Origin of the sequence: Streptomyces sp. MBT53 (genome assembly GCF_016654115.1) — a bacterium.
Classification (GTDB): Bacteria; Actinomycetota; Actinomycetes; order Streptomycetales; family Streptomycetaceae; genus Streptomyces.
This window is the reverse complement of record NZ_JAEQAZ010000050.1, coordinates 49,807-73,102: the sequence shown is the minus strand read 5'-3', so window position 1 is coordinate 73,102 and position 23,296 is coordinate 49,807. Positions and strand designations below refer to the sequence as shown.

The 23,296-nt window shown below is 70.2% G+C and carries 23 protein-coding genes and 1 pseudogene; 14 read left to right on the top strand and 10 right to left on the bottom strand.

Annotated features, from left to right (window positions below; all coding sequences use genetic code 11):
• The first annotated feature begins 19 nt into the window (after window positions 1-19).
• From JHN45_RS20495 to JHN45_RS20485, 3 genes are all read left to right on the top strand, one after another.
• Window positions 20-1,447: an MFS transporter gene (locus tag JHN45_RS20495; RefSeq protein WP_201049941.1), complete on the top strand. Its 1,428-nt coding sequence runs from the start codon at window positions 20-22 to the stop codon at window positions 1,445-1,447.
• A 91-nt stretch (window positions 1,448-1,538) separates the two neighbouring features.
• Window positions 1,539-2,705, top strand: coding sequence for a sensor histidine kinase (locus JHN45_RS20490; RefSeq protein ID WP_201049940.1), 1,167 nt, complete (start codon window positions 1,539-1,541; stop codon window positions 2,703-2,705).
• The gene (locus JHN45_RS20485) at window positions 2,702-3,394 is read left to right on the top strand and encodes a response regulator transcription factor (protein WP_200713906.1); all 693 of its coding nucleotides are present in this window, start codon (window positions 2,702-2,704) and stop codon (window positions 3,392-3,394) included. Before JHN45_RS20490 ends, JHN45_RS20485 begins: the two co-directional genes overlap by 4 nt.
• Here JHN45_RS20485 and JHN45_RS20480 read toward each other — a convergent pair.
• Entirely contained in the window at window positions 3,363-3,959 is a 597-nt protein-coding gene (locus JHN45_RS20480) for a hypothetical protein (protein ID WP_307783147.1), read from the bottom strand. The genes JHN45_RS20485 and JHN45_RS20480 overlap by 32 nt on opposite strands.
• Before the next feature lie 852 nt (window positions 3,960-4,811).
• On the bottom strand, window positions 4,812-5,702 hold the full coding sequence (locus tag JHN45_RS20475; protein WP_201049939.1) for an NADP-dependent oxidoreductase: 891 nt from the start codon (window positions 5,700-5,702) through the stop codon (window positions 4,812-4,814).
• 148 nt (window positions 5,703-5,850) lie between these two features.
• On the opposite strand from JHN45_RS20475, the gene JHN45_RS20470 reads away from it, so the two are divergent.
• Window positions 5,851-6,249, top strand: coding sequence for a helix-turn-helix domain-containing protein (locus tag JHN45_RS20470; protein ID WP_200713904.1), 399 nt, complete (start codon window positions 5,851-5,853; stop codon window positions 6,247-6,249).
• Here JHN45_RS20470 and JHN45_RS20465 read toward each other — a convergent pair.
• On the bottom strand, window positions 6,231-6,506 hold the full coding sequence (locus JHN45_RS20465) for a hypothetical protein (RefSeq protein ID WP_307783146.1): 276 nt from the start codon (window positions 6,504-6,506) through the stop codon (window positions 6,231-6,233). The two genes, JHN45_RS20470 and JHN45_RS20465, sit on opposite strands and share 19 nt — an antisense overlap.
• 150 nt (window positions 6,507-6,656) lie before the next feature.
• Here JHN45_RS20465 and JHN45_RS20460 point away from each other — a divergent pair.
• A pseudogene (locus tag JHN45_RS20460) lies at window positions 6,657-7,028 on the top strand (response regulator transcription factor); the annotation flags it as partial.
• Window positions 7,029-7,049: 21 nt separating this feature from the next.
• Here the strand turns inward: JHN45_RS20460 and JHN45_RS20455 are convergent.
• Window positions 7,050-7,523 (bottom strand): MarR family winged helix-turn-helix transcriptional regulator, encoded by a 474-nt coding sequence (locus JHN45_RS20455; RefSeq protein WP_200713903.1) that lies wholly within the window; start codon window positions 7,521-7,523, stop codon window positions 7,050-7,052.
• An 87-nt stretch (window positions 7,524-7,610) separates the two neighbouring features.
• On the bottom strand, window positions 7,611-8,090 hold the full coding sequence (locus tag JHN45_RS20450; RefSeq protein WP_200713902.1) for a hypothetical protein: 480 nt from the start codon (window positions 8,088-8,090) through the stop codon (window positions 7,611-7,613).
• Between the two features lie 136 nt (window positions 8,091-8,226).
• On the opposite strand from JHN45_RS20450, the gene JHN45_RS20445 reads away from it, so the two are divergent.
• From JHN45_RS20445 to JHN45_RS20435, 3 genes are all read left to right on the top strand, one after another.
• Window positions 8,227-8,562 (top strand): YnfA family protein, encoded by a 336-nt coding sequence (locus JHN45_RS20445; RefSeq protein WP_201049938.1) that lies wholly within the window; start codon window positions 8,227-8,229, stop codon window positions 8,560-8,562.
• A gap of 87 nt (window positions 8,563-8,649) precedes the next feature.
• Window positions 8,650-9,426: an SDR family NAD(P)-dependent oxidoreductase gene (locus JHN45_RS20440; RefSeq protein WP_201049937.1), complete on the top strand. Its 777-nt coding sequence runs from the start codon at window positions 8,650-8,652 to the stop codon at window positions 9,424-9,426.
• Entirely contained in the window at window positions 9,426-9,602 is a 177-nt protein-coding gene (locus JHN45_RS20435; RefSeq protein WP_201049936.1) for a hypothetical protein, read from the top strand. The genes JHN45_RS20440 and JHN45_RS20435 overlap by 1 nt, the downstream gene beginning before the upstream one ends.
• A 10-nt stretch (window positions 9,603-9,612) precedes the next feature.
• Here the strand turns inward: JHN45_RS20435 and JHN45_RS20430 are convergent, their stop codons facing one another.
• Window positions 9,613-10,062: a MarR family winged helix-turn-helix transcriptional regulator gene (locus tag JHN45_RS20430; RefSeq protein WP_200713898.1), complete on the bottom strand. Its 450-nt coding sequence runs from the start codon at window positions 10,060-10,062 to the stop codon at window positions 9,613-9,615.
• 126 nt (window positions 10,063-10,188) lie between these two features.
• On the opposite strand from JHN45_RS20430, the gene JHN45_RS20425 reads away from it, so the two are divergent.
• Together JHN45_RS20425 and JHN45_RS20420 are read left to right on the top strand one after the other, a co-directional pair.
• Entirely contained in the window at window positions 10,189-11,067 is an 879-nt protein-coding gene (locus JHN45_RS20425; protein ID WP_200713897.1) for an NmrA family NAD(P)-binding protein, read from the top strand.
• A gap of 30 nt (window positions 11,068-11,097) precedes the next feature.
• Window positions 11,098-12,366: a GNAT family N-acetyltransferase gene (locus tag JHN45_RS20420; protein ID WP_200713896.1), complete on the top strand. Its 1,269-nt coding sequence runs from the start codon at window positions 11,098-11,100 to the stop codon at window positions 12,364-12,366.
• A 28-nt stretch (window positions 12,367-12,394) separates the two neighbouring features.
• Here the strand turns inward: JHN45_RS20420 and JHN45_RS20415 are convergent, their stop codons facing one another.
• Together JHN45_RS20415 and JHN45_RS20410 are read right to left on the bottom strand one after the other, a co-directional pair.
• Window positions 12,395-13,777 (bottom strand): hypothetical protein, encoded by a 1,383-nt coding sequence (locus JHN45_RS20415; protein WP_307783145.1) that lies wholly within the window; start codon window positions 13,775-13,777, stop codon window positions 12,395-12,397.
• A 49-nt stretch (window positions 13,778-13,826) separates the two neighbouring features.
• Entirely contained in the window at window positions 13,827-15,200 is a 1,374-nt protein-coding gene (locus tag JHN45_RS20410; protein ID WP_201049935.1) for a hypothetical protein, read from the bottom strand.
• 381 nt (window positions 15,201-15,581) lie between these two features.
• Here JHN45_RS20410 and JHN45_RS20405 point away from each other — a divergent pair, with 381 nt between their 5' ends.
• A complete protein-coding gene (locus JHN45_RS20405) occupies window positions 15,582-16,382 on the top strand; it encodes an LAGLIDADG family homing endonuclease (RefSeq protein WP_201049934.1) in 801 nt (266 codons plus the stop codon).
• A gap of 41 nt (window positions 16,383-16,423) precedes the next feature.
• On the opposite strand, the gene JHN45_RS20400 is transcribed toward JHN45_RS20405, so the two are convergent.
• Complete coding sequence (locus JHN45_RS20400; RefSeq protein WP_201049933.1) at window positions 16,424-17,617, bottom strand: RtcB family protein; 1,194 nt, start codon at window positions 17,615-17,617, stop codon at window positions 16,424-16,426.
• Between the two features lie 219 nt (window positions 17,618-17,836).
• Between JHN45_RS20400 and JHN45_RS20395 the strand changes: the two genes are divergently transcribed.
• The 3 genes from JHN45_RS20395 to JHN45_RS20385 all read left to right on the top strand — a co-directional run bounded on the left by JHN45_RS20395 (window position 17,837) and on the right by JHN45_RS20385 (window position 21,184).
• Entirely contained in the window at window positions 17,837-18,673 is an 837-nt protein-coding gene (locus JHN45_RS20395) for a DUF3558 domain-containing protein (protein ID WP_200715617.1), read from the top strand.
• Between the two features lie 133 nt (window positions 18,674-18,806).
• The gene (locus tag JHN45_RS20390; RefSeq protein ID WP_234469323.1) at window positions 18,807-19,694 is read left to right on the top strand and encodes a DUF3558 domain-containing protein; all 888 of its coding nucleotides are present in this window, start codon (window positions 18,807-18,809) and stop codon (window positions 19,692-19,694) included.
• 194 nt (window positions 19,695-19,888) lie between these two features.
• Window positions 19,889-21,184, top strand: a complete 1,296-nt coding sequence (locus JHN45_RS20385) for a DUF2637 domain-containing protein (RefSeq protein ID WP_200715621.1) — start codon at window positions 19,889-19,891, stop codon at window positions 21,182-21,184.
• A 49-nt stretch (window positions 21,185-21,233) separates the two neighbouring features.
• On the opposite strand, the gene lysS is transcribed toward JHN45_RS20385, so the two are convergent.
• Window positions 21,234-22,982 (bottom strand): lysine--tRNA ligase, encoded by a 1,749-nt coding sequence (gene lysS, locus JHN45_RS20380; protein WP_201049932.1) that lies wholly within the window; start codon window positions 22,980-22,982, stop codon window positions 21,234-21,236.
• Window positions 22,983-23,296 lie beyond the last annotated feature (314 nt).

Genomic DNA, 23,296 nt, shown 5'->3' with positions numbered 1-23,296 from the left:
CTCCCCGATATTTATCTGCGTGACACAGACACTGCACAACACAACTGATGCCCGCCCCCTCCCCGCCCGTACCCGCTGGGCGATCCTCGCCGTCGTCCTCGCCGCCGACGTCCTGGACCTCCTCGACTCGACGATCACCAACATCGCCGCCCCGACCATCACCCGGGACCTGGGCGGCGGCCCCGGCCTCGTCCAGTGGCTCGGCGCCTCCTACGCCCTCGCCCTCGGTGTGCTCCTCGTCCCCGGCGGACGGCTCGGCGACCGGTACGGCCGGCGGCGGCTCTTCCTCCTCGGGCTCGCCGGGTTCGTCGCCGCCTCCCTGGCCTGCGGACTCGCCCCCGGTCCCGCCTTCCTCGTGGTCGCCCGGCTGGTGCAGGGCGCCTTCGGGGCGCTGGTCGTCCCGCAGGGCTTCGGCATCCTCGGCGCGAGCTGGCCCCGGGATCAGATCGGCAAGGCGTTCAGCCTGTTCGGGCCCGTGATGGGGTTGTCGGCGGTGGGCGGGCCGATCCTCGCCGGGTTTCTCGTGGACGCGGACATCGGCGGCCTCGGCTGGCGGTCCATGTTCCTCATCAACCTCCTCCTCGGCGGGGCCGCCCTGCTCGCCGCCCTACGGCTCCTCCCCCGCGACTCCGGCGACGGCACCGCCCCCGTCGACGGCCCGGGCTCGGCGCTGATCGCGGGTGCGCTGCTCGGTCTGCTCGGCGGGCTCATCGACGGCTCGCAGCACGGCTGGACGGGACGCGCGCTCGCCCTGCTGCTGCTCGGCCTCGCCCTGTTCGCCGGGTTCTGCCACCGCCAGCGCACCGCACCCGAACCGCTCATCAGACCCTCGCTCCTCCACAACCGGGGCTTCACCGCCGGTCTGCTCCTCGGCGTCGTCGTCTTCGCCGCGGTCGCCGGACTCCTCTACGTCGTCTCCCTCTACCTCCAGCAGGGCCTCGGCCGCTCCCCCGCGGGCACCGCGCTCGGCCTGATCCCGCTGTCCGCCGGAATCGTCGTCGCGTCGATCGCCTGCTACCGGCTCGTCCACCGCTTCGGCCGCCGACTCGCCGCCACGGGGCTCCTGATCATCCTGGCGGGCTGCGGCTGCCTCGCCGCCCTGGTCGCCGACTCCGGGACGGAGGTGGGTGGTTGGGCTCTCGTACCGCCGCTCCTTCTGGTCGGGCTCGGTATGGGCACCTGCTTCGGCACGGTCTACGACGTCACCATCGGCGACATCGAACCGGCCGAGGCCGGCAGTGCGAGCGGTTCCCTCAACGCGGTGCAGCAGCTGGCCAACGCGATCGGGGCGGCGGCCGTGACGACCGTGTACTTCAAGGCGGTCGGCGGCGGCGGCGCGGCCCACGCCCTGCTGGTGAGCCTCGCCGTGGTCGGCGCGGCCGTCGCCGTGTGCCTGTGTCTCGTACGGCTGCTGCCCCGCGCGGCGCCGGAGGACCATGGTCACTGACCGCCGACGGGCGCACCCGCTCGCTGATAGCTTTCGCAGCGGCCGGACGGCAGCGGGAAGAGAGCCGGACCAGAGTGGGAGGAGAGCCGCAGTGAACCGAACTCAGGCCCTGGTCCGCTGGTCCACCGCGGACAACAACCCCGTCCAGGTCTTCGGCACCGCGGCCGCCGTCACTGTCGGCGCGGTCACCGTACGCCCGACCGGGACGTCCGGTACCGGGCTCGCCGTGCTGTGTCTGCTCGTCCTGGTGTCTCTGCTGCTGTGCACCCGGCTCGTCACCGAAGGCCGCTTCTCACCGGGTGTGCAGCTCGCGGTGCTGTGCGCCTGGTCTGCGGGGGCCGCCGCGCTGATGGGCCTGGACCGCTCCGGGGCCTCGGTGCTGTTCGCGTACTTCGCCACCGGCCACGCCGGATACCGCCTCGACAGCCGCCGCTCACTGCCCTTCGCGGCGGCCACCAGCGCCCTGTGCGCCGGTGTGCTGTTGCTTCCGTGGGGCGCCCACGGCACCTCGTGGATCGTGGGCGCCTTCACCGGTGTCAGTGTGCTGGTCGGTATCTCCAACCGCGCCCACACCGACGCGTTGCGCTCCGCGCGGGCCGCCGCCGAACAGGCGGAGCTGGCCGCGCGGGCCGAGGCGCGGGCGCAGGCGCTGGCCGAGCGGGCCCGGATCGCCCGGGACGTGCACGACGTACTGGCCCACTCGCTGGCCGGGGTGAACATGCAACTGGAGGTCACCGACGCCCTGTTGGAGTCCGGTGACATCGAACGGGCCCGGCAGGCGGCCCAGCGGGCGCAGAGTCTGGTCCGCTCGGGGCTGACCGAGGTGCAGCGCACGGTCGGGGACCTGCGCGAGGACGCGCTGCCGCTGGTGGAGACCCTGCGCTCGCTGCTCGCGTCCGCCTCCGACGCCGGTACGCTGACCGTCGAGGGGCCGCCGCGTGAACTGCCCGTCCGCCTCGCCCAGGTGATCGTGCGCTGCGCCCAGGAGGCGCTGACCAACGCGCACAAGTACGCGCCGGGTGCCCCGGTCCGGATGCGCCTGGAGTATGCGGAAGAGCCGGCTGAGGCGACCGTCTTCGAGGTGGTGAACTCCGCGCCGCCGGAGGGCTCGCGGCCGTTGGCCGGGGCGGGGAGCGGGATGGGTCTGGTCGGGATGCGTGAGCGGCTCGACCTGGTGGGCGGCACGGTGGCGGCCGGGCCGATCGTGGACGGTGACGACAGTGGAGGCTGGCGAGTGCGCGTGGTGATACCGGGATGAGCGACGAGCGGCGGGGTGAACAGCCGCCTGTTGTCAGGGTGGTTGTGGCCGACGACCAGACCGCGGTCCGTGAGGCGCTGGCGACCGTACTGGATCTGCAGTCCGGTGTGGAGGTCGTGGCGACGGCCAGGGACGGCGGGGAGGCCGTGCGCGCGGCCGAGGAGCACGCACCCGATGTGATCCTGATGGATCTCAACATGCCCCGGGTGGACGGGGTGGAGGCCACCCGGCTGATCGGCGAACGCTTCCCCGGGGTCGCCGTCGTGGTGCTCACCACCTTCGCCGACGAGGAGTACATCCTCGCCGCGCTCGGCGCCGGCGCCCGCGGTTACCTGACCAAGGAGTCCGGACGGGAGGACATCACCCGCGCGGTGCGGGCCGCGGCGGCCGGGCAGTCGGTGCTCGACCCCGCCGTACGGGATCGGCTCGTCGCCGCCGCGGCGCGGGGCGGTGCCCCTGTCGAGCGGCCGGGCACCGGACTCGCGCCGGACCTCACGCCCCGGGAGGTGGAGGTGCTCACGCTGATCGGCGAGGGGCTCACCAACCGGGGCATCGCCGAGCGACTGGTGGTGAGCGAGGCCACGGTGAAGACCCATATCAACAACCTCTTCTCCAAGGCTCATCTGCGGGACCGGGCGCATGCCGTGAAGTACGCGTTCATCCACGGACTGGTGAAGACCCCTGGGTGAGGGCCTGCCCCTGGGCTCCGGCCGGCGCCAGGAGGCGCACACGGGCCAGGAGCAGGAACACCCGGGTGAGGACCATGGCCAGCGCCATGATGACGAAGAACGGTGCGATGGCGTCCTGGACTATGTGGTGCTCCGCCATGAACGTGCCGAGGTGGTCGCGGAACCAGGTGTTGTGCTCGGCGAGGTAGATGAAGGCGATGCGCAGGCCGACCACCGCCGTCCAGATCGCCACGAAGCCCGCGCCGCAGCGGGTGTGGACCTTGCCCGAGGCCGGGTCGCGCTCCACGCCGGTGGTGAAGGTGGCGACGACACCGCAGGCGAGCCCGATCGCTGCGCCCACCAGATAGACCACGATGTCGACGTCCTGGCTGGGCATCCCCTTCAGATAGAAGTAGCCGACCGCGGACACCGTGCCGATCGGCATCAGCACCTTGTGGAGGTCGTACTTCCGGCGCCCGTACTGCGTCAGCATCATCACCGCGAAGATGCCCCCGCTGATCGTCAGCGCCTGCTCCATGTCCGTCATGACGTCCCACTCCTCGGTCTCCGGCGGTCGCCCCGCCACGCGTTTTCCTGAGACCGACTCTCCCGCCGAAGCCGGAAAAGCTCCCGGACCCACGGGTGGAAATCCGGGTGGAGACGCGGGGTGGAGCCTTCCCTTAGGGGCAGCTCGGGGACAGGGGCAGAGGGGGCCGGATGCCAAGGGGAGCCAGCCCCCAAGGCGTCAGGAACCGAGGGCTGCCGAAAGCCGAGGAGGTCCCGGCATCAAGGGGGCCGGAAGCCCAGGACCGGGCACCGACAGGACCGGATCCAAGGAGACGAGGCGCCGAGTGAGCCAGACGACAGACGGCCCAGCACCAAGGCAACCGAAAGCCAGGGAGGCCAGACGCCAAGAGGGCCAGGTGCCCGAAGGGCCGGGCGCCGACGGGTCCGGAAGCCGAGGAGGGCCGGGCGCCAAAGCGATCCGGTGCCACATGGGCCAGGCGCCGAGGGAACCCCGTGCCAAGGCAACCGAAAACCGAGGGAGACCAGACGCCAAGAAGGCCGGGCGCCCGAACGGCCGGGCGCCAACGGGTCCGGAAGCCGAGGAGGGCCGGGCGCCAAAGCGATCCGGTGCCACATGAGCCAGGCGCCGAAGGAACCCCGTGCCAAGGCAACCGAAAGCCGAGGGAGACCAGACGCCAAGAAGGCCAGGCGCCCGAAGAGCCGGGCGCCGACGGGTCCGGACGCCGAGGAGGGCCAGGTGCCCGAACGGCCGGGCGCCAATGGGACCGGAAGCCGAGGAGGGCCGGGCGCCAAAGCGGTTCGGTGCCATATGGGCCAGACGCCGAGGGAACCCCGTGCCAAGGCAACCGAAAGCCGAGGGAGGCGGGTGCCGGGAGGCCGAGGAGTCGTGGGCCCGTGGGGACCGAATCCCCTACGGCACCAGGACCAGCCGCCCCCGCACCCCGCCCTCCGCGAGTCGTGCGTGCGCCCCGGCCGCGTCCGCCAGGGGGTACGTGTCCGCCACCCGCAGCGTCAGTACGCCCTTCTCCACCAGGGCGACCAGTTCGGCGAGCCGGGCGCCGTCCGCGCTCACCTCCACCGCGCCGGTCCGCACCCCGCGCTCCGGGGCCGGCGCGGCCCGCGGAATCACCCCGGTGAAGGCGCCCCCGTCCCGGACCCACGCCAGCGCCCGTTCGCCGAGGACCGCCGCGTCCAGCACCGCGTCGACGCTCCCCGCAGGCACGCCCTCGCTCGTGAACTCGGCGGCGCCCAGGGCCCGTACGAACTCCTCGTCACCGGCCCGGGCGAGCCCGGTCACCAACAACCCGCGCTGCGCGGCGAGTTGGACGGCGAAGCCGCCGACAGCTCCCGCCGCACCGGTCACCAACAGCGTCTGACCCGGCGTCAACTCCAGGAGGTCCAGGGCCTGTACGGCGGTGAGTGCGTTCAGCGGGAGGGTGGCGGCGTGCACCGCGTCCACGCCCTGCGGTGCCTTCGCCACGGCGTCCGTGTCGACGACGACGTACTCGGCGTGCGTGCCCAGCGGCTTGACCGCGCGGTGGTGCAGGGCGACCACTTCGTCGCCGATCCGCCACGCGGTGGCGGTGCCGGTCGCGTCCACCGTCCCGGCTACGTCCCAGCCGAATCCGAGCCGCTCGCCCGCGCCCCCGAACGCGCCCGCGCGCACTCCGGCGTCCACCGGGTTGAGCGAGGCCGCCGCGACCTTGATCCGCACCTGCCGGGCGCCCGGCTCGGGAATTTCCGTCTCCACGACCCGAACCGCGTCGGGCCCGCCGAACGTCGTCACCACTGCAGCACGCATGCCGGACAGCTCCTCGTATGGGGTGTTCGCTTCGGTATCTCCTCAGCTGTCGACAACCCTAGGAAGAGTTACTATCCATCGGGAAGTAGTTACCCGAAGGTGCGTACCTACCCCGCAAGTGAGTGGAAGTGAACGGAGGCCACGGCCCATGGCGACCATGACAGCGGCCCAGCGGCGCGAACAGGCACGTGTCGAGTACGACGCGTTCATCCGCAGCTGCCCCACCAACCAGCTGCTGGACCGCATCAGCGACAAGTGGGTCAGCCTGGTCGTCGCCGCCCTGGCCCCGGGCCCGATGCGCTACAGCGACCTCGCCCGCAAGATCGCCGGCGTCAGCCCCAAGATGCTGACGCAGACGCTCCGTTCACTGGAACGCGACGGCATCCTCTCCCGCACGGTCACCCCGTCCGTCCCGGTCCGCGTCGACTACGAACTCACCCCGCTCGGCACCAGCCTGAGCATGCTGCTGCTCGCTGTGAAGGACTGGGCGGAGACCCACATCGAGGAGGTCCACGAGGCGCGGGGGCGCTACGACGGGGACGAGTGACGACGCGGCCGGCCCGGCGCCCGGAGCGCGAGCCACACGCACAGCGCGGCCAGCGGCAGTTCGGCTCCCAGCGCCATCGCCGCCGCCGCGGCGAGGACGCCGACGGCGATCAGACCGGCCGCCTCCAGCGCGTCGAGACCCACCCAGGCGACCGGCCAGTGCGCCGCCGTCGCGGTGTCCGGCAGCCCCGTCGCCAGCACGTACAGCCAGAGCAGCAGAGCGAACCCGCAGCCGCCCAGCAGCCGCCCAGCAGCCATCCGACCCGGCCGATCAGCCGTGAGCCCGGCGGCGGCGGCCGGACGGGGCCCCCGAGCGGAACGCACTCCACGCCCCACGCCTCCGACCGTGAACTCCCGTGTCTCCGCCACCAGTTGACGCATCGTCTCGTTCCCCTCCCCGTGGGTGCTCTGCTCGCCACCACCACGTCCGGCGTCGGCTACCTGCTCAAGCAACGGATCGCCGACGTCGAGGAGTTCGCGGAGTCGGCCCGCAGGGTGGCGGCGGGCGGCACCGCGCTGGACCCGCAGGTCGTCGCGCAACTGCTGGTACGCCGCCACAGCGATCCGCTCGACCGGCTGACACCGCGCGAGCGCGAGGTGCTGGAGCTGATGGCGGGCGGCCGGTCCAACGCCGGGATCGCGGCCGAACTCGTGGTCGGCGAGAGCGCGGTGGCCAAGCACATCAACAGCGTCTTCACCAAGCTCGACCTGCCCAGGGCCGACGCCGACCACCGCCGGGTCCTGGCCGTCCTCCGCCTGCTCGGCGTGGCGACGGCCTAGGCTCCCTCCGCCGGACAGGCCCTAGACCTCGCCCGCCCGCAGCCGCGCGATCTGCTTGCCGCTGAACTCGACCGTCCGTCTCATGTGCCCGACGATCACGGCGAGTTCGGCGTCGGCGAGGTCGTCGAAGAGCGTGAACCAGCCGCCGCCCAGGCGGTTCCACATCCGGCCGAACTCGGTGATCTTCTCCGGGACGGTGGCCACCAGCACCCGCCGCCGGTCCTCGGCGTCCCGCTCCCGCACGACGTACCCCGCCCGCTCCAGCCGGTCCACGAGCCGGGTCGCCGACCCGGTCGTCAGCCCGGTCAGCTCGGCGATCCGGCCCGTCGTCACCGGCCCCGCCTCCAGCGTGAGCAGGTTCAGACACTGCAGATCGGTGGGGTGCAGCCCGAGGCGGTCGGCGACGGCCTGGTTGAACAGGGCGTACGACGCCATGTACCGGCGCGAGACGGTGGACAACTCGTCCAGCAGCCGCGCCCGCGCGTTCCCGGACATGTCGTACCCCTCGTCGCCTGTGCCGTGCGGAGATCGAGATCGTACGACGAGCTCGGCCAAGTGGCTCAGGGGTACTACGGGCGTGGCTCAGAAGTAGTAGCTGTCACCGGTGTCGAGGACGAGCACCCGCTGCTGGTCGTTGGCCCGGTTCCCGTCCACCGCGCCGCCGCCCCACACCGTGTCCAGCTCCAGCAGCACCTCGGAGGACGCGTCCCGCAGCACTGCCCGCAGCTCGATCCGCTCGCCCACCTCGTCCGCCGCGAGCGCCCCCGTCCGGCACACCACCGCCCGCTCCCCCGACCGCGCACACCCCTCCGGCAGCGTCTGCCGGTTGGCGAGCGGCTTCGACCAGCGCAGCCGTACGGTCGCGTCGGGGACGGCGGAGGGGCCGTGGTTGCGCGGGGTGAACCGCACGTCGACCCGGCCGCCGGTCATGGCGACGGAGCCGTGGTAGGAGAGGTCCGCCTCAGGTGCCGGCACACCGGGCGCCGCGCCCGTCACCGCGAACGCGGCACCCACTACGGCACCGACCCGTAGGACCCGCAGTACCCGTACGACTTCCCGCATGCCATCCACTCCTCTGTACGCCCGTGCACCACCGCCGGGGTCGTACGGATGTATCCCACGCGGAGCACGCGACAGGCGCCGTCCATCAGGTGACACCCGTGCGAGCGGGCGGCACCCGTGTGATGGGGTGGCGGTCATGCTCGTACTTCGCTCCGCGGCCCTCTTCGTCGTCGCCGCCGTCTTCGAGATCGGCGGCGCCTGGCTGGTCTGGCAGGGGGTGCGCGAACACCGCGGCTGGCTCTGGGCCGCCGGCGGGGTCATGGCCCTCGGCGCGTACGGCTTCGTCGCCACCTTCCAGCCCGACGCCCACTTCGGCCGCATCCTCGCGGCGTACGGCGGGATCTTCGTCGCAGGGTCACTGGCCTGGGGCGCGGTCGCGGACGGCTACCGGCCCGACCGCTGGGACATCACCGGCGCCCTGGTCTGCCTGGCCGGGATGGCCGTGATCATGTGGGCACCGCGCGGAAACTGAGCCGCCACCGGGCCCGCCTATCCTGGACGGAGTCGTACGCGTGGAGTCGTACGCACGAACCAGTTGATCCCTCCCGAGGAGCAGTCCATGGCCACCGCCGCACCGTCCGCCGCCTCCCGTATCGCGGTCGTCACCGGGGCGAGCGGCGGCATCGGCGCCGCCACGGCCCGCCGGCTCGCCGCGGCCGGCTACCGCGTCGTCCTCACCGCCCGCCGCAAGGACCGCATCGAGGCGCTGGCCGAGGAGATCAACAAGGCGGGCCACAAGGCGACGGCGTACGAGCTGGACGTCACCGACCGGGCCGCGGTCGACGAGTTCGCGACCGCCTTCAAGACGATCGGCGTGCTGATCAACAACGCGGGCGGCGCGCTCGGCGCCGACCCGGTCGCGACGGGCGACCCCGCCGACTGGCGCACGATGTACGAGACGAACGTCCTCGGCACGCTGAACGTCACCCAGGCCCTGCTCCCCGCCCTCACCGCGAGCGGCGACGGCACGGTCGTGGTGGTCTCCTCCACGGCGGGCCACGGCACGTACGAGGGCGGCGCGGGCTATGTCGCCGCCAAGCACGGCGCTCACGTCCTCGCCGAGACGCTGCGTCTGGAGATCGTCGGCACCCCGGTCCGGGTCATCGAGGTCGCGCCCGGCATGGTCAAGACGGACGAGTTCGCGCTGACCCGGTTCGGCGGGGACGCGGAGAAGGCGGCGAAGGTCTACGCGGGCGTCGCCGAGCCGCTCACGGCGGACGACGTGGCCGACACGATCTCCTGGGCGGTCACCCGCCCCAGCCACGTCAACATCGACCTGCTCGTCGTCCGCCCGCGCGCCCAGGCCTCGAACACCAAGGTCCACCGGGAGCTGTGATGCCCGACGCGGAGGGCAATTCGGACAACTCCCAAGAGGCCCTGGACAAGCGCCGGTTGGCCGAGGAGACCAGGAACGAGCGCAAGGTCTGGTACTTCCTCGCCTACTTCCTCTTCGGCATCCACATCGTCGCGTTCGTGATGATCTACGCGGTGACGCACGCGCCGAACAAGTAGCGCCGGCTCTTCACGCCGAGTCGGTGTGGTCGACCGGCTCGTTCAAGAACTCGCTCGCCGAGCGGTGGACCTTCCTCAAGGCGCTGAGCAGGGCCGCGCGTTCGGCCTCGGTGAGGTCCGCGGTGACCCGCTCCTCGATCAACTGCCGTTCCGCCTCGACCGGTTCGCGCAGCGCGCGCCCCGCGTCGGTGAGCCAGAGCCGGACGAGCCGGTTGTCCCGGTCGTCGCGGCGTCGGGTGAGCAGCCCGGACGCGGTCATCCGGTCGGCCATCTTGACGACGGTGGGCGTGGTGACGTGCAGCGCGGCGGCGACCTCGCCGGGTGTGGCGCCGTCGCGTTCCCAGAGCACGGCGAGCAGGTGGTTCTGGCCGACGTGCAGCCCGTGCCGCCGCATGGCCGCGTCGGCGAGCGAGCGGAGCACCTTCGACGTCCTGCCGTGCAGGTCCAGGAACTCGGACATGGCGGCCTTCCATGACAGACGACACGGGCGTTGCCGGGTGGACCCGGCAAGTCGATTGACGGCTAATCATTCACCGGCTAGCGTTCTCGCGAACTCATTAGACGGCAAACGACTTTGGGAGCCGCAATGATACTGGTCACCGGTGCCACCGGAAACATCGGCCGCGCCCTCGCCCGCGAACTCGACGCCAGGGACGAGAAGTTACGACTCCTCGTCCGCGACCCCGCCCGCGCACGAGCCGCCGGACTGCCCCCGTCCGACCGCGCCGAACTCGCCGTAGGAGACTTCGGGAACCCCGACACCCTCACCCCCGCCCTCACCGGCGTGGACAAGCTGTTCCTGCTCACCCAGGGCATCGGCACCGAGCACACCACCGCGGTGGTGGCCGCCGCCCGCGCGGCCGGAGTGCGGCACATCGTGCACCTGTCCTCCGCCCACGTCCTGCTCGACCCGGTCCCCGCCATGGGCCGCTGGCACCACGAGCGCGAGCGGATCATCCGCGCCGCCGGCATCCCCGCCACCTTCCTCCGGCCCGGCGGCTTCATGACCAACGCCCTCGACTGGCTGCCCACCATCCACGCCGGCGACTACGTCCTCGACCCGGTCGGCCCCGGCCGCTACGCGCCGATCGACCCCGCCGACATCGCCGCGGTCGCCGCCCACGTCCTGACCGGCCACGCGGAGGAGGACGAGGAGTACGTCCTCACCGGCGACGAGACCTTCACCGTCGCCGAGCAGGTCCGGATCATCTCCGAGACCGTCGGCCGCACCATCGAGGTCAGGGCCACCACCACACCGGACGAGATCGTACGGTTCCGCTTCCCGCACGGCGCTCCCCCGGCACTGGCCGCCGCCGTCACCGAGGGCTTCGCGCTGATGCGCGCCGACACCGTCGGAGTGCGGACGGACACCGTGGAGCGCCTGCTCGGCCGCAGGCCCCGGACGTTCGCGGACTGGTGCGCACGTCACGCCGACGCGTTCCGCCGACCCGCCACGGCCGGATAGGGTCCCGGCCACCACATAAAGTCACCGTCCGTGGACAGACACCTCCCCTTCGACGACCTCCCCAACTTCCGTGACCTGGGCGGCTATCCGACCCCGGACGGCCGCCGCGTCCGCCCCGGGCTCCTCTACCGGGCCGACTCCCTGGGCAAGTTGAGCGAAAACACCGACGCCTGGACCCGCTTCCTCGACCTCGGCATCGGCACGGTGATCGACCTCCGCTACCCCTGGGAGATCGAGCGCAGGGGTCGTATCCCGGAGCACGAGTCGTTCACGTACCACAACCTGAGCATCGAGCATCGGCCTTACGACCAGGCGGTGTTGACCCCCGACACCGAACCCGGGCCGTACCTGGCGGAGCGGTACGCGGAGGTCGCCGAGGACGGCACGGAGGAGATCGCACGGGCCCTGGAACTGATCGCGGCGGCGGCCGAGCAGGACACCCCGCTCGTCTTCCACTGCGCGTCCGGCAAGGACCGCACCGGCCTGCTCGCGGCCTTGGTCCTCGGCCTGCTCGGCGTCCCCGAGGAGACGATCGTCGAGGACTTCACCCTCACCGAACTCGCCACCCCCGCACTCCTGTCGGCCTGGCGGGCCCGCAACGGCGACCGTAGCCCGGTCTGGCCGGCCTGGGGCCATGCCCCGGCAGCCGTCATGCGCCTGTTCCTCGCCGGACTGACCAGTCGCTACGGCTCGGTCGAGGGCTATGTGACCAAAGCTCTGTCCCTCGACGCGTCGGCCCTCTCAACCACCCTGCGTGACAAGCTGCTCGAGGAACAGCCCACCGTCTGGCCGGAGTTGACCTATCGCAAGGCCGTCGCGGCGGACGCCGTCGCGCTCGTCCGCCTCCGGGACAGCGCGGCCCTGTGGCAACTCGCCCGGGGCATCGACCAGTGGAAGCCGGGCGAGAAGGACGAGGCCCACTTCCTGCGGCGCGTGCGGGAAGGCGAGGTGTGGCTGGCGTACGCCGACGAGTCCCTGGCCGGCGCCTGCGAACTCTGGTGGAACGACCCCGCCGCCTGGGGCCCGCGCCCGCCCGACGCCGGTTACGTCCACCGCCTGATGACGACCCCGCACACGGCACCGCCGGGCACGGGACGCCGGCTGCTCGCGCAGGCGGAGTCCCGTATCACCGCGACGGGCCGCCCGTACGCCCGCCTCGACTGCCTCTCCGCCAACCCCCGCCTGCGCGCCTACTACGAGTCGGCGGGCTACACCGTCGTAGGCGAACAGCGGGCGAAGGACGGCGGGGCGGGGAGCCCGTACGCGGTGACGCTGATGGAGAAGCGCCTCGGCGGCTGAACCGGACCAACTGCCCTGGCCGGGGGGCCTATTTGCGCTGCTGGAAGATCCACTCCCGGACGCCCTCGATGGTGTACGCGATCGGCCAGGTGGAGTTGTGCTCGACGCCGTGCGCGTTGGCCAGGCCTCCGGCCAGGGTCGAACCCTTCTTGAACGTCGCGTAGTTGACCGTGGTGCCCTTGGCCGCCATGGCCTTGACGTCCGCGGCGAACTCCGCCGCCGTGGACTGCCCGTCCCAGATCGCGCGGCTCACCTTCGTACCGGCCTTCTCGACGACGGCCATGATGGCGTTCTCCCCGGGATACGCCTTCGTGTCGCCCTGCGAGACGGTGACCCAGAGGTTCTTCTTCGCCAGCGGCGCGGCCTGGGCGGCGGGCCACTGGCCGGCGACGACCCACGAAGCGGCGAAGAGGTCGGTGTACTTGATGTTCAGGCCGAGGGTCATCATCGCCCCCATCGACTGGCCGGTGGAGTACAGCCGTTCGGTGTCGATGCTGTACTTGCCCGCCAACTCCCGGACCAGGTCGGCGGTGGTGTCGAAGAGCGACGTCGGCCTGTAGTCGTCGCCCACGACCACCTCCGGGTACTGCGGCGCCAGCACGAACGCCGGCCGCTCCGCCTGCTCCTCGGGAGCGGCCCAGCACACCGCGCCGAGCCCCTGCACCAGCGTCGCCCGCACGGTCGTACTGATCAGGCTCGCGTCATGCATGAAGAGGACCAGCGGATAGGACTCGGTCCGGTCGTAGCCCTCGGGGACGTAGAGGTTGTACGGCAGTGACCTGCCGGTCTTCGGGTCCTTGTACGTGAACTGCTGGAAGTCGTCGACGATCAGGTTCACGGTGTGGCCGGTGGCGACCTTGGTGTCGTCGGCGGCGGCATAGCGGGTGCCGCCGGTCGTCGTGACGGCGCCGGACTGGACCACGGTGCCCTTCGCCGCCCTGATGGTGGCAGGGCCGCCGGTCGAGCCGACCTGGGGGCCGGGGATGACATAGGGGCTTCCGGAGGCGGAGGCGGAGGCGGAGGCGGACGCCGACGGCTGCGCGCTCCCCGCCGCGCCTCCACCCCCGCCCACACCTCCCCACAACAACGCGCCGTCGTCGTCCGGGGAAAGCTCCACGATGACGTACGGCCCGTCCTTGCCCTGGTCGGCGAGGGCCGCGCCGGTGTTGGCGTAGACCTTGGTGACGGTCCGCCCCTCGACGGTGAACGACGTCTTCGTGAGCGCGGACGTGTCGATCGCGGTGTCGTACTCGACGGCCACGGCGATGAACTTCTGCCCGTCGCCGTAGACCTGGGTGATGGCGGTGGCGCCTTTCACATGCCCGCCGCCACCGCTACCACCGCTGTCACTGTCGCTGTTGGAGTCACAGGCCGCGAGGCCCGACGCGGCGACCGCTGCGGTGGTCCCCACCCCCACAACCCGCGCTAAAAAAGCGCGCCTTGTCGTCATTTTCCACACCTCAGTTCAGGGACTTGATAATGCGCCCGATACGGGTGGCGGCCTTCTCCGCGGTGCCCTGGATGTAGAAACCGTCGACCGCTTCGTAGGTGACGTGGTCGAAATTCCATTTGTCGGGCATGTTCTTGGCGCCGCCCTCGAACATCGACATGACAAAAGTGCTGGAGAACGACGAATTCTCGCGGATGGCGTTCGCGGTGGTCGTGGACAACTCCGGTTCCACACCGGCGAAGACACCCTTGCCGACCTGGAGGACCCAGATCGGCACCTGGACGGATCCGGTGGGGGTGAAGGTGACGCTCTTGGTCGGCGCGCCGGCCTGCGGCCCGGTCACCTGCGTGGTGGTGATGTCATCGGTGACCAGCCGCACCGCGACCTTCCTGCCGCTCTCGTACTTGCTGATCCCCTGGGCGACCCGCACGATCTCGTTGCCGAGCCGCTCGCCCTGGGCGGTGAGCAGCGCGAAGCCGGCGTCGTGCAGATCGACGCCGTAGGTCCAGCCCTTGTCCTTGTCGATCGTGTACCGCTTCGAGCGGTAGGCCGGGAACTGGTCGCCGCACGCGCCGACCAGCCAGAAGCCGACGGCGCCGGGGTACTGGGTCTCGACGTGCGCGACGGCCGCGCCGGCGAGGTCGGCGGTGATCGGCAGGGTGCCGTCGGCCATGACCGAGTCCTGCATCACGCAGGACTGCACGTTGTAGTTGGTCAGGACGGCGATCGGGTTGCCGTCGAGGTCGTTGAAGCGGGCGACGTACACGCCCTTGTCGGAGGGGAGTTGCTCGTTGACGCCGAGCCAGTAGCCGTCGGCGGTGGAGACGTTGCGGTTGACGTTGACGTCGGAGCGGCCGGTGCCGTAGCCGACCTCGGCGTCCTGGAGGTTCTTGACGGCGTCCGCGACGGCGGACTTGGTCGCGGCGACGATGTTCTGCACGTAGGCGGCGGCACCGGCCGAGGACGAACTCGCCTGGACGTGCGGCGCGGAGAAGCAGTGCGTGACGGTGACCATGATGTTCGCGGCGGTGACGCCGGCGGCCGCGGTGATGGCGGTCCGCATCAGCGCGATCGCCTCCGCGCTGATCGAGGTCAGGTCCAGCACGGCCAACGCGATCCGGCGGGAGCCGGACTCCACCAGCAGGACACGGACGTTGAGGTCGTCGTGCACGGCGGTGAAGTTGTCCAACGGCAGGAGCGAGGCCGCGGGGGTGAACGCGGCCTTTCCGGCACCGACCTTGAGCCCGGCCGCCGCCTTGGTGGCGGCCTGCGCGGAGCCGGCACCGCCGACCACGGTCCCCGCGAGTGCGGTCGCCGCACCGGCGGCCACGACGGTCCGCCGACTCAACTCGCTCTGATTCTGATTCTGGTACCGCTCAGACATGTGCTGTCCTCCGAGACACTGCGGGTGGGTTTGGCGAAACACCCAGGCAGCATCACAGCGATATTCGAGGCCAGCAATAAGGAACGCGCGCAACCAATGCTTTCACAAACGGCACACCAATTGAAATGCGCCAGTCGCTGGAATTCACAGAAATAGGGCTCGAATTCACAGCGCTCTCAGAGAGTCCCCAGAGCGGCGGGTGTCACCCACACGAGTGAACCGAATCGATCACCAGCACGTCGCCCGAACGGTCGATCTAGGCTCGCGCCACAACATCAACACGACGGCCCTCGACCCGGACGGGCATCCCGGTCGAGGGCCTGACCCGCACGGAAGTGGAGCTTCCCTGTGGCTGATTGCGAGCCTAGCGCTCAACGGTTCATGGACCTGACAGTCCCCGAGTACGCGTACATGTTCGGGTTCTTGCAGGCGGACAGGCATCTGTCCCAACAGTCAAGGCAGCGAGGGCGACTGACGGTTGAGGTCAACGCGCGGAACATCGATCTCCTGCGCGAGTTCCAAAAACTGACGCCGTACAACAGCAGCATCACCGAGCGCAGGCGGTCGACGAACTTCGCCGAGTCTCACCACACGGCGACCTGGCGACTGTGCTCCCTCGAAGCCAGGACCAAGGTCAATGAACTCGGCCTGCCTTACGGCCGTAAGTCGAAGACGATAGTCCCGCCACACGGCGAGTTCTCACGCCGCGACTACTTGCGCGGCCTCATCGACGCCGACGGCTCAGTGGGCCACACGAGCGAGGGCTTCCCCTTCGTCTCCCTGACCACAGCCAGCACGGCCATCGCACACTGGGTGCGCCAGTACGCGAAGGACGTGACAGGTATCGAGCGCAACGTCAAACGCAACGCACGCGACAGCATCTACAACGCCCTCTACGTCAAGGAACCGGGCCAGAGCCTGGCCGCCCACCTCTACTATCCCGACTGTCTGTCCCTGGAACGAAAGCGTGCCGCCGCCCAGTCGATCGCCACCTGGCTACGCCCTTCTGGCATGCGGGCCGCCTATACCGCACGCCGCTGGGAAGAGTGGGAAGACCGGGTCCTGCTGGAACTCAACAGCCCATCGACAGCGGCGGAGAAGTTGGGCAGGACCGCCCAGAGCTGCAATCTCCGCAGTTGGCGCCTGCGAACCGGCCAGGTCCCCGTGCCAAACCCTGAGTGACTCGATGGGCGAGACCCCCGGTCAGCCGGGGGCCTCGCCCGTCAGCCCTTCACGCAGATGAACTGCTTCAGCTTCGCCACGACCTCCACGAGGTCCCGCTGCTGCGCCATCACCTGGTCGATGTTCTTGTAGGCACCCGGGATCTCGTCCAGCACGCCGGAGTCCTTGCGGCACTCCACACCCCGCGTCTGCTCCTCCAGGTCCCGCACAGTGAAGTGTCGCTTCGCCGCGTTGCGGCTCATACGCCGACCCGCCCCGTGCGAGGCCGAGTTGAAGGCCTTCTCGTTGCCGAGGCCCTTCACGATGTACGAGCTGCTGCCCATCGAGCCCGGGATGATCCCGTACTCACCGGAGCCGGCCCTGATCGCACCCTTGCGGGTCACGAGCAGGTCCATGCCCTCGTAGCGTTCCTCGGCAACGTAGTTGTGGTGACAACTGACCTCCGTCTCGAAGGTCGGCTTCGCCTTCTTGAACTCCTTGCGGACCACGTCCTTCAGGAGTCCCATCATGATCGCCCGGTTGTGCTTGGCGTACTCCTGAGCCCAGTAGAGGTCGTTCCTGTACGCCGCCATCTGCGGGGTGTCCGCAACGAAGACGGCGAGGTCACGGTCGACCAACCCCTGGTTGTGCGCAAGCTTCTGTGCCACGCCGATGTGGTGCTCGGCCAGTTCCTTGCCGATGTTCCGGGACCCGGAGTGCAGCATGAGCCAGACCGAACCCGTCTCATCGAGGCAGAATTCGATCATGTGGTTGCCGGATCCGAGCGTTCCCATCTGCTTTTGCGCACGCTCGTGACGGAATTTGACCGATTCGGCAACCCCCTCGAACCGCCCCCAGAAGTCGTCCCACCCCGCAGTCGCGAACCCGTGCATCCGCCCAGGCTCCACCGGACTGTCATGCATCCCCCGCCCCACCGGAATCGCCTGCTCGATCTTCGAGCGCAGGCGGGACAGGTCGCCGGGGAGGTCGTTGGCCGTGAGGGAGGTCTTGACCGCTGACATGCCGCAGCCGATGTCGACGCCCACCGCCGCGGGGCAGACCGCGCCCTGCATCGCGATGACCGAGCCGACCGTCGCGCCCTTGCCGTAGTGCACGTCGGGCATGACGGCGAGGCCCTTGATCCAGGGGAGGGTGGCCACGTTGCGGAGCTGCTGGAGCGCGCCCTCCTCGACCGACGCCGGGTCGGTCCACATGCGGATGGGGACCTTCGCCCCGGGTATCTCTACGTACGACATTTCGTCCTCATTCCCCCGGAAAACAACAGAAGTCTAAAATCGCAAAACCGGCGCCAAGGTCAACGAAAGGGACAGCGGACCGGCGTTCACGGCTGTGCGTGCGATACACATTGTCTCCAGGGGGTCCCCCGGTGCGGCAAGCGATTAACCAGCGGGGACACTGGCAGGACCCTTGATCATCGTCCAGGACCCTTGATCGTCGTCGAGAGGAACCCGACCGTGCAGCGGAAGGCATACGTACCCGGCGCCGCCGCGCTCCTCCTGGCGCTGCTGGCCGGCTGTACGAGCGGTTCGGGCGATGGCGGTACCACGGACGACGCCAACCCCGGCGACGCCGGTACGGCGACCGCGGTGGCCCAGCCGGGCAAGTACCGCACGCTTCCGGAGCCCTGCGGTGCCGTCGGCCAGAGCACGCTGGACTCCCTGCTCCCCGGAATCAAGCAGATCACGGACGCGGACCAGCGCGCGGCGGCCTACGCGGGCGAGGCGACGCTGACGTTCGACACGGACCGCAAGGTGGGCTGCCGTTGGAAGGTGGAGTCCACGGACGCGACCGATCATCTGCTGGTCGATTTCGAGCGGGTGGTGTCGTACGACAACGCGGTGAGCGACGACAGCGAGGCGAAGACGATCTTCGCGACGAAGGAGGTGGCGGCGGATCTCCCGGAGCCTGCCGCCAGTACCGGCGCCGCGTCGGACTCGGCGAGCCCTTCGACCTCCGACTCCGCGACTCCCTCGACCACCCCCACCTCTTCCTCCTCCGCGTCCTCCGCGTCCTCCTCTGTCTCCCCCTCCGCCTCCACCACCCCGACCGCCCTCCAGCCCCGCACGCTCTCCGATCTCGGTGACGAGGCGTTCCTCGACGACGCGTTGAGCAGCTCCGGTTCGACGGCCAAGCAGCGGACGGTGACTGTGGTGTTTCGCACGTCCAACGTCATTGTGACCATCGAGTACGAGGAGCAGGCGGCGACGGTCGGGGTGGTCCCGGACAGCCAGAAGATGCAGGACAGGGCGCGGAAACTGGCCTCGCAACTGGCCGACTCGCTCAACGGTTAGGGGCTCGGGGGGCCGCTTTCGGGGGCCCGCTCAAAGCCTGTGAACGGAGACCGCACAGCTGGCTCACCGCGTACCGTGGCCCCTCGGACCCGATCCGACGGCAGGAACCACGAGCGTCATGAGTGAAGGAACCATGCATCAACCAGCACAGCGTGACCGGCAGGACCACCAGCGAGCGAAGCGTCTTCACCGCGTCCTTGTCTGCGCGGCAGCGGTCCCGGTGATGCTGATCGCGGCCGGCTGTTCCTCGGACTCCGGTTCGGGGGACGACGCGGGCAAGGACCCGAGCGGTCTCGGCGCGACGACCTCCGCCGACGCGACGGCCGCTCCGACGGTGCAGGCGGCGGCGTACAAGAAGTTGCCGGAGCCGTGTGCGGTGCTGTCGAAGAAGACGTTGACCGATCTGGTCCCGGAGGGGGTCAAGTCGGGCAAGGAGGGGACGTCGAGCGACACGGCGTCGCGGGGCAGTTGCTCCTGGACGAGCCTGGACAACAACGGGGTCAAGGGTTCGCAGTTCCGCTGGCTGAACGTGTCGTTGCTGCGGTTCGACTCCTCGCAGACGCAGGGTGAGGGCGACCAGCTGGCCGCGTCGTACTTCACGAAGCAGGTGCAGGAGGCGCAGTCGGTCACCGGAGCGAAGAACGTCAAGTCGGAGCCGGTCGCGGGTGCGGGCGCGCAGGCGACGGCGGTGCGCTACGACCTGAAGAAGAAGGAAGGCGCCTTCAAGCAGCAGACGGTGGTGGCGCGGGTCGAGAACGTGGTCGTCACGATCGACTACAACGGCGCGGGTCTGGCGGGCGACAAGACGCCGGACGCGGCCGCGTTGACGAAGGCGGCGGAGAAGGCCGTGAAGGAGGTCGTGGCGGCGGTCACGTCGGCCAATGGCAGCGGGAGCGGCAGCACCGGCTCGCCCTCCGCGTCCGCGTCGAAGACCCCCTCCAAGTCCGCGTCCCCCTCCGCCTCGCCGTCCAAGTCCGCGGCCAAGGCCTCTCCTTCGGCTTCCGCCGGCAAGAAGAGCTGACCGTCACATCCACACCGTTTTTCGGCCTCAACTCGCAGGTCAGCCAAGCCTTTTGACGGAGCTCGGCCCCTCCTGGGTGCCGGGCTCCTGGCGGACCGGGGCCCGGGACGCCGCACACATGTGCCACCCTGTTCCGCGCAAGACCATGCAAGGGGAGGGGAGTACGGGTGTCCGCGCCCATTCAGCTCACACGTATGCACCGGGTGCTCATCGGCGTGGTCGTCTCCGGTGCGATGGTCATCGCCGGTATCGGCTTCGCCGGTTCGTACGCCGCCGTACGCGAACTCGCCCTGAAGAAGGGCTTCGGCAACTTCGCCTACGTGTTCCCGGTCGGTATCGACGCGGGTATCTGCGTCCTGCTCGCCCTGGACCTGCTCCTGACCTGGATCAGGATTCCCTTCCCGCTGCTGCGCCAGACGGCGTGGCTGCTGACGGTCGCGACGATCGCGTTCAACGGCGCCGCGGCCTGGCCCGACCCGCTCGGTGTCGGTATGCACGCGGTGATCCCGATCCTGTTCGTGGTCTCCGTGGAGGCGGCCCGGCACGCGATCGGCCGGATCGCCGACATCACGGCCGACAAGCACATGGAGGGCGTCCGCCTCACCCGCTGGCTGCTCTCGCCCCTGCCGACGTTCCTTCTGTGGCGCCGGATGAAGCTGTGGGAGCTGCGTTCCTACGAGCAGGTCATCAAGCTGGAGCAGGATCGTCTCGTCTATCAGGCGCGCCTCCACTCCCGCTTCGGCCGCGCGTGGCGCCGCAAGGCTCCGGTGGAGTCCCTGATGCCCCTGCGCCTGGCCCGCTACGGCGTCCCGCTCGCGGAGACGGCTCCCTCGGGTCTGGCGGCGGCGGGCATCGAGCCCGTACTGCTGCCCCCCGCCCCGCAGTTGGAGCCGGCGCGCGAGCCGGAGCCGCAGCAGGCACCGGTCCGGGAGCAGTTGCCGCCCCCCGCGGTGAACGAGCAGCCCCAGCGCCAGCCCCAGCGCCAGCCCCAGCAGCAGGAGTACGTCGAGCCGCAGAGTCAGTGGCTCCAGGCGCGCGACCCCCAGGCGGTGGCGTACCAGGGCGGCTACGACCCGACGTACGACCCGGACGCCGCGTACCGGGAGTGGTACGCGGAGCAGCAGCAGGCGGAGCAGTTCCAGCAGTACGAGCAGGAACAGCAGCAGTACGAGCAGCGGCGGTTCCCGCAGCAGTACGACGAGGAGCCAGTTCCGGAACCGTCGCCCGAGGACACCGGTACGTTCCCGATCCCGGCCGGTCCCGGCCGTACCCGTGAGCTGGGTGAGGGCGGCGGTACGGAGCTGTCCGAGGAGGACTACTACCTGGTCTTCAAGAAGTCGATAGACGGCAGTTATCCGACCTCGGGCCAGTTCCGGGGTGACGTGGAGGCCACGTACGGCGTCACGCTCCCGCAGCGCGAGGCCGACCGCATGGTCAACCGCTTCACGAACCGCCACACGGCGGAACTCCAGGAAGACCACATCGCCTGAAATGAGTGAGGGGCCCTCGGCTGAGGGCCCCTCACTCATTTCGGTCGCTCTACTCCCCGAGCAGGGCCCGCACCCGCTCCTGTCCCACCGCGAGGAGCAGCGTGGGCAGGCGCGGGCCGGTGTCGCGGCTGACGAGCAGGTGGTAGAGGAGGGCGAAGAAGGTCCGCTGGGCGGTCTTGATCTCCGGCGGGAGTTCCTTCGCGGTCGCGTCGGCGGAGAAGCCGGCCTGGACCTTCGGGACGCCGTAGACGAGGTGGCTCAGGCCGTCCAGGGACCAGTGGTCGGCGAGTCCGTCGGTGAGCAGGCGCAGGGACTGCCGGGCGGGCTCGTCGAGGGACTTGAGGAGGTCGATGTCGGGTTCGTCGCGCACGATGGTCCGCTGGTCGGCGGGGACGTGCGTGTTGATCCAGGCCTCGGCCTTGTCGAGCCGGGGGCGGACCTCGTCGAGGGTGGACAGGGGGTTGGCGGGGTCGAGTTCGCCGAGGATGCGCAGTGTCTGGTCCTCGGCCCCGGCGGTGATGTCGGCGACGGACGCGAGGGTCCGGTACGGCAACGGGCGGGGTGTGTGCGGGAGTTCACCGGCGGCGGTGCGTACGGCACGGGAGTGCGCGGCGACGTCGGCGGGCAGGGCGGAGCCGTCGGCGACCTTGCCGTCGAGCTTGTCCCACTCGTCGTAGAGGCGCTGGATCTCCTGGTCGAAGGCGATCTTGAAGGACTGGTTGGGGCGGCGGCGGGCGTAGAGCCAGCGCAGGAGCTGCGGTTCCATGATCTGGAGCGCGTCGGCCGGGGTGGGGACCCCGCCCTTGCTGCTGGACATCTTGGCCATGCCGCTGATGCCGACGAAGGCGTACATGGGCCCGATGGGCCGCTCGCCCCCGAAGATCCCGACGATCTGCCCGCCGACCTGGAAGGACGAGCCCGGGGACGAGTGGTCCACACCGCTCGGCTCGAAGATGACGCCCTCGTAGGCCCAGCGCATGGGCCAGTCGACCTTCCAGACCAGCTTGCCGCGGTTGAACTCGCTCAGCAGGACGGTCTCGGTGAAGGCGTCCTCGGTGCAGACGTAGGTCAGCTCGGTGGTGTCGTCGTCGTAGGCCGTGACGGTGGTGAGGTCCTTGCCGCAGGCGCCGCAGAAGGGCTTGTACGGGAAGTACCCGGCGGAGCCGGAGCTGCCGTCGTCCTCCTCGGCGGCACCGGACCCGGCCTCGGCCTCCAGCTCGGCGGCGTCGACAGCCTTCTGCGACTGCTGCTGCTTCTTGGGCGGGGCCTTCTTGGTGCGGTACTGCTCCAGGATGGCGTCGATGTCACCGCGGTGCTTCATGGCGTGCAGGATCTGCTCGCGGTACACGCCGGAGGTGTACTGCGAGGTCTGGCTGATCCCGTCGAACTCCACGCCCAGCTCGGCGAGCGAGGCGATCATCGCGGCCTTGAAGTGCTCGGCCCAGTTCGGGTACGGCGATCCGGCGGGCGCCGGCACGGAGGTCAGCGGCTTGCCGATGTGCTCGGCCCAGCTGGCGTCGGTCCCCTCGACCCCGTTGGGGACCTTGCGGTAGCGGTCGTAGTCGTCCCAGGAGATGAGGTGCCGGACCTCGTGCCCCCGGCGGCGGATCTCATCGGCGACAAGATGCGGAGTCATCACCTCACGCAGATTGCCGAGGTGGATGGGCCCTGACGGGGACAGCCCGGACGCGACGACGACCGGTTTGCCCGGGGCCCGACGCTCCGACTCCTCGATGACCTCATCCGCGAAACGGGAGACCCAGTCGGTGGTCTCGGTGCTCTGAGCCACGATCGGCACGTCCTCTTTTTCTGACAGTTCTGCACGGGCAGCCGGTACGGTCGCACGACTGACCCTGCCATTGTCCCAGGCGACCCGACATCCACGAAAACGGCTTTTCCAAGGCCGTGACTCTGAAGCGGAGGAATGGCCCTGAGGGTGGCGGGTTTTGGCTGCGGGCCGGGGAACTGCGCGACCGGCCCCCACCGGGCCCGCGGCCGACAAGGGCCGAGCCCCGGACGGCGGCGCAGCCGCCTCCTAGGGGCGCGGGGAACTGCGCGACCCGCCCCCACCGGCCCGCACGCGAGAAACTCGCTTTACCCCCCGTGGGATAC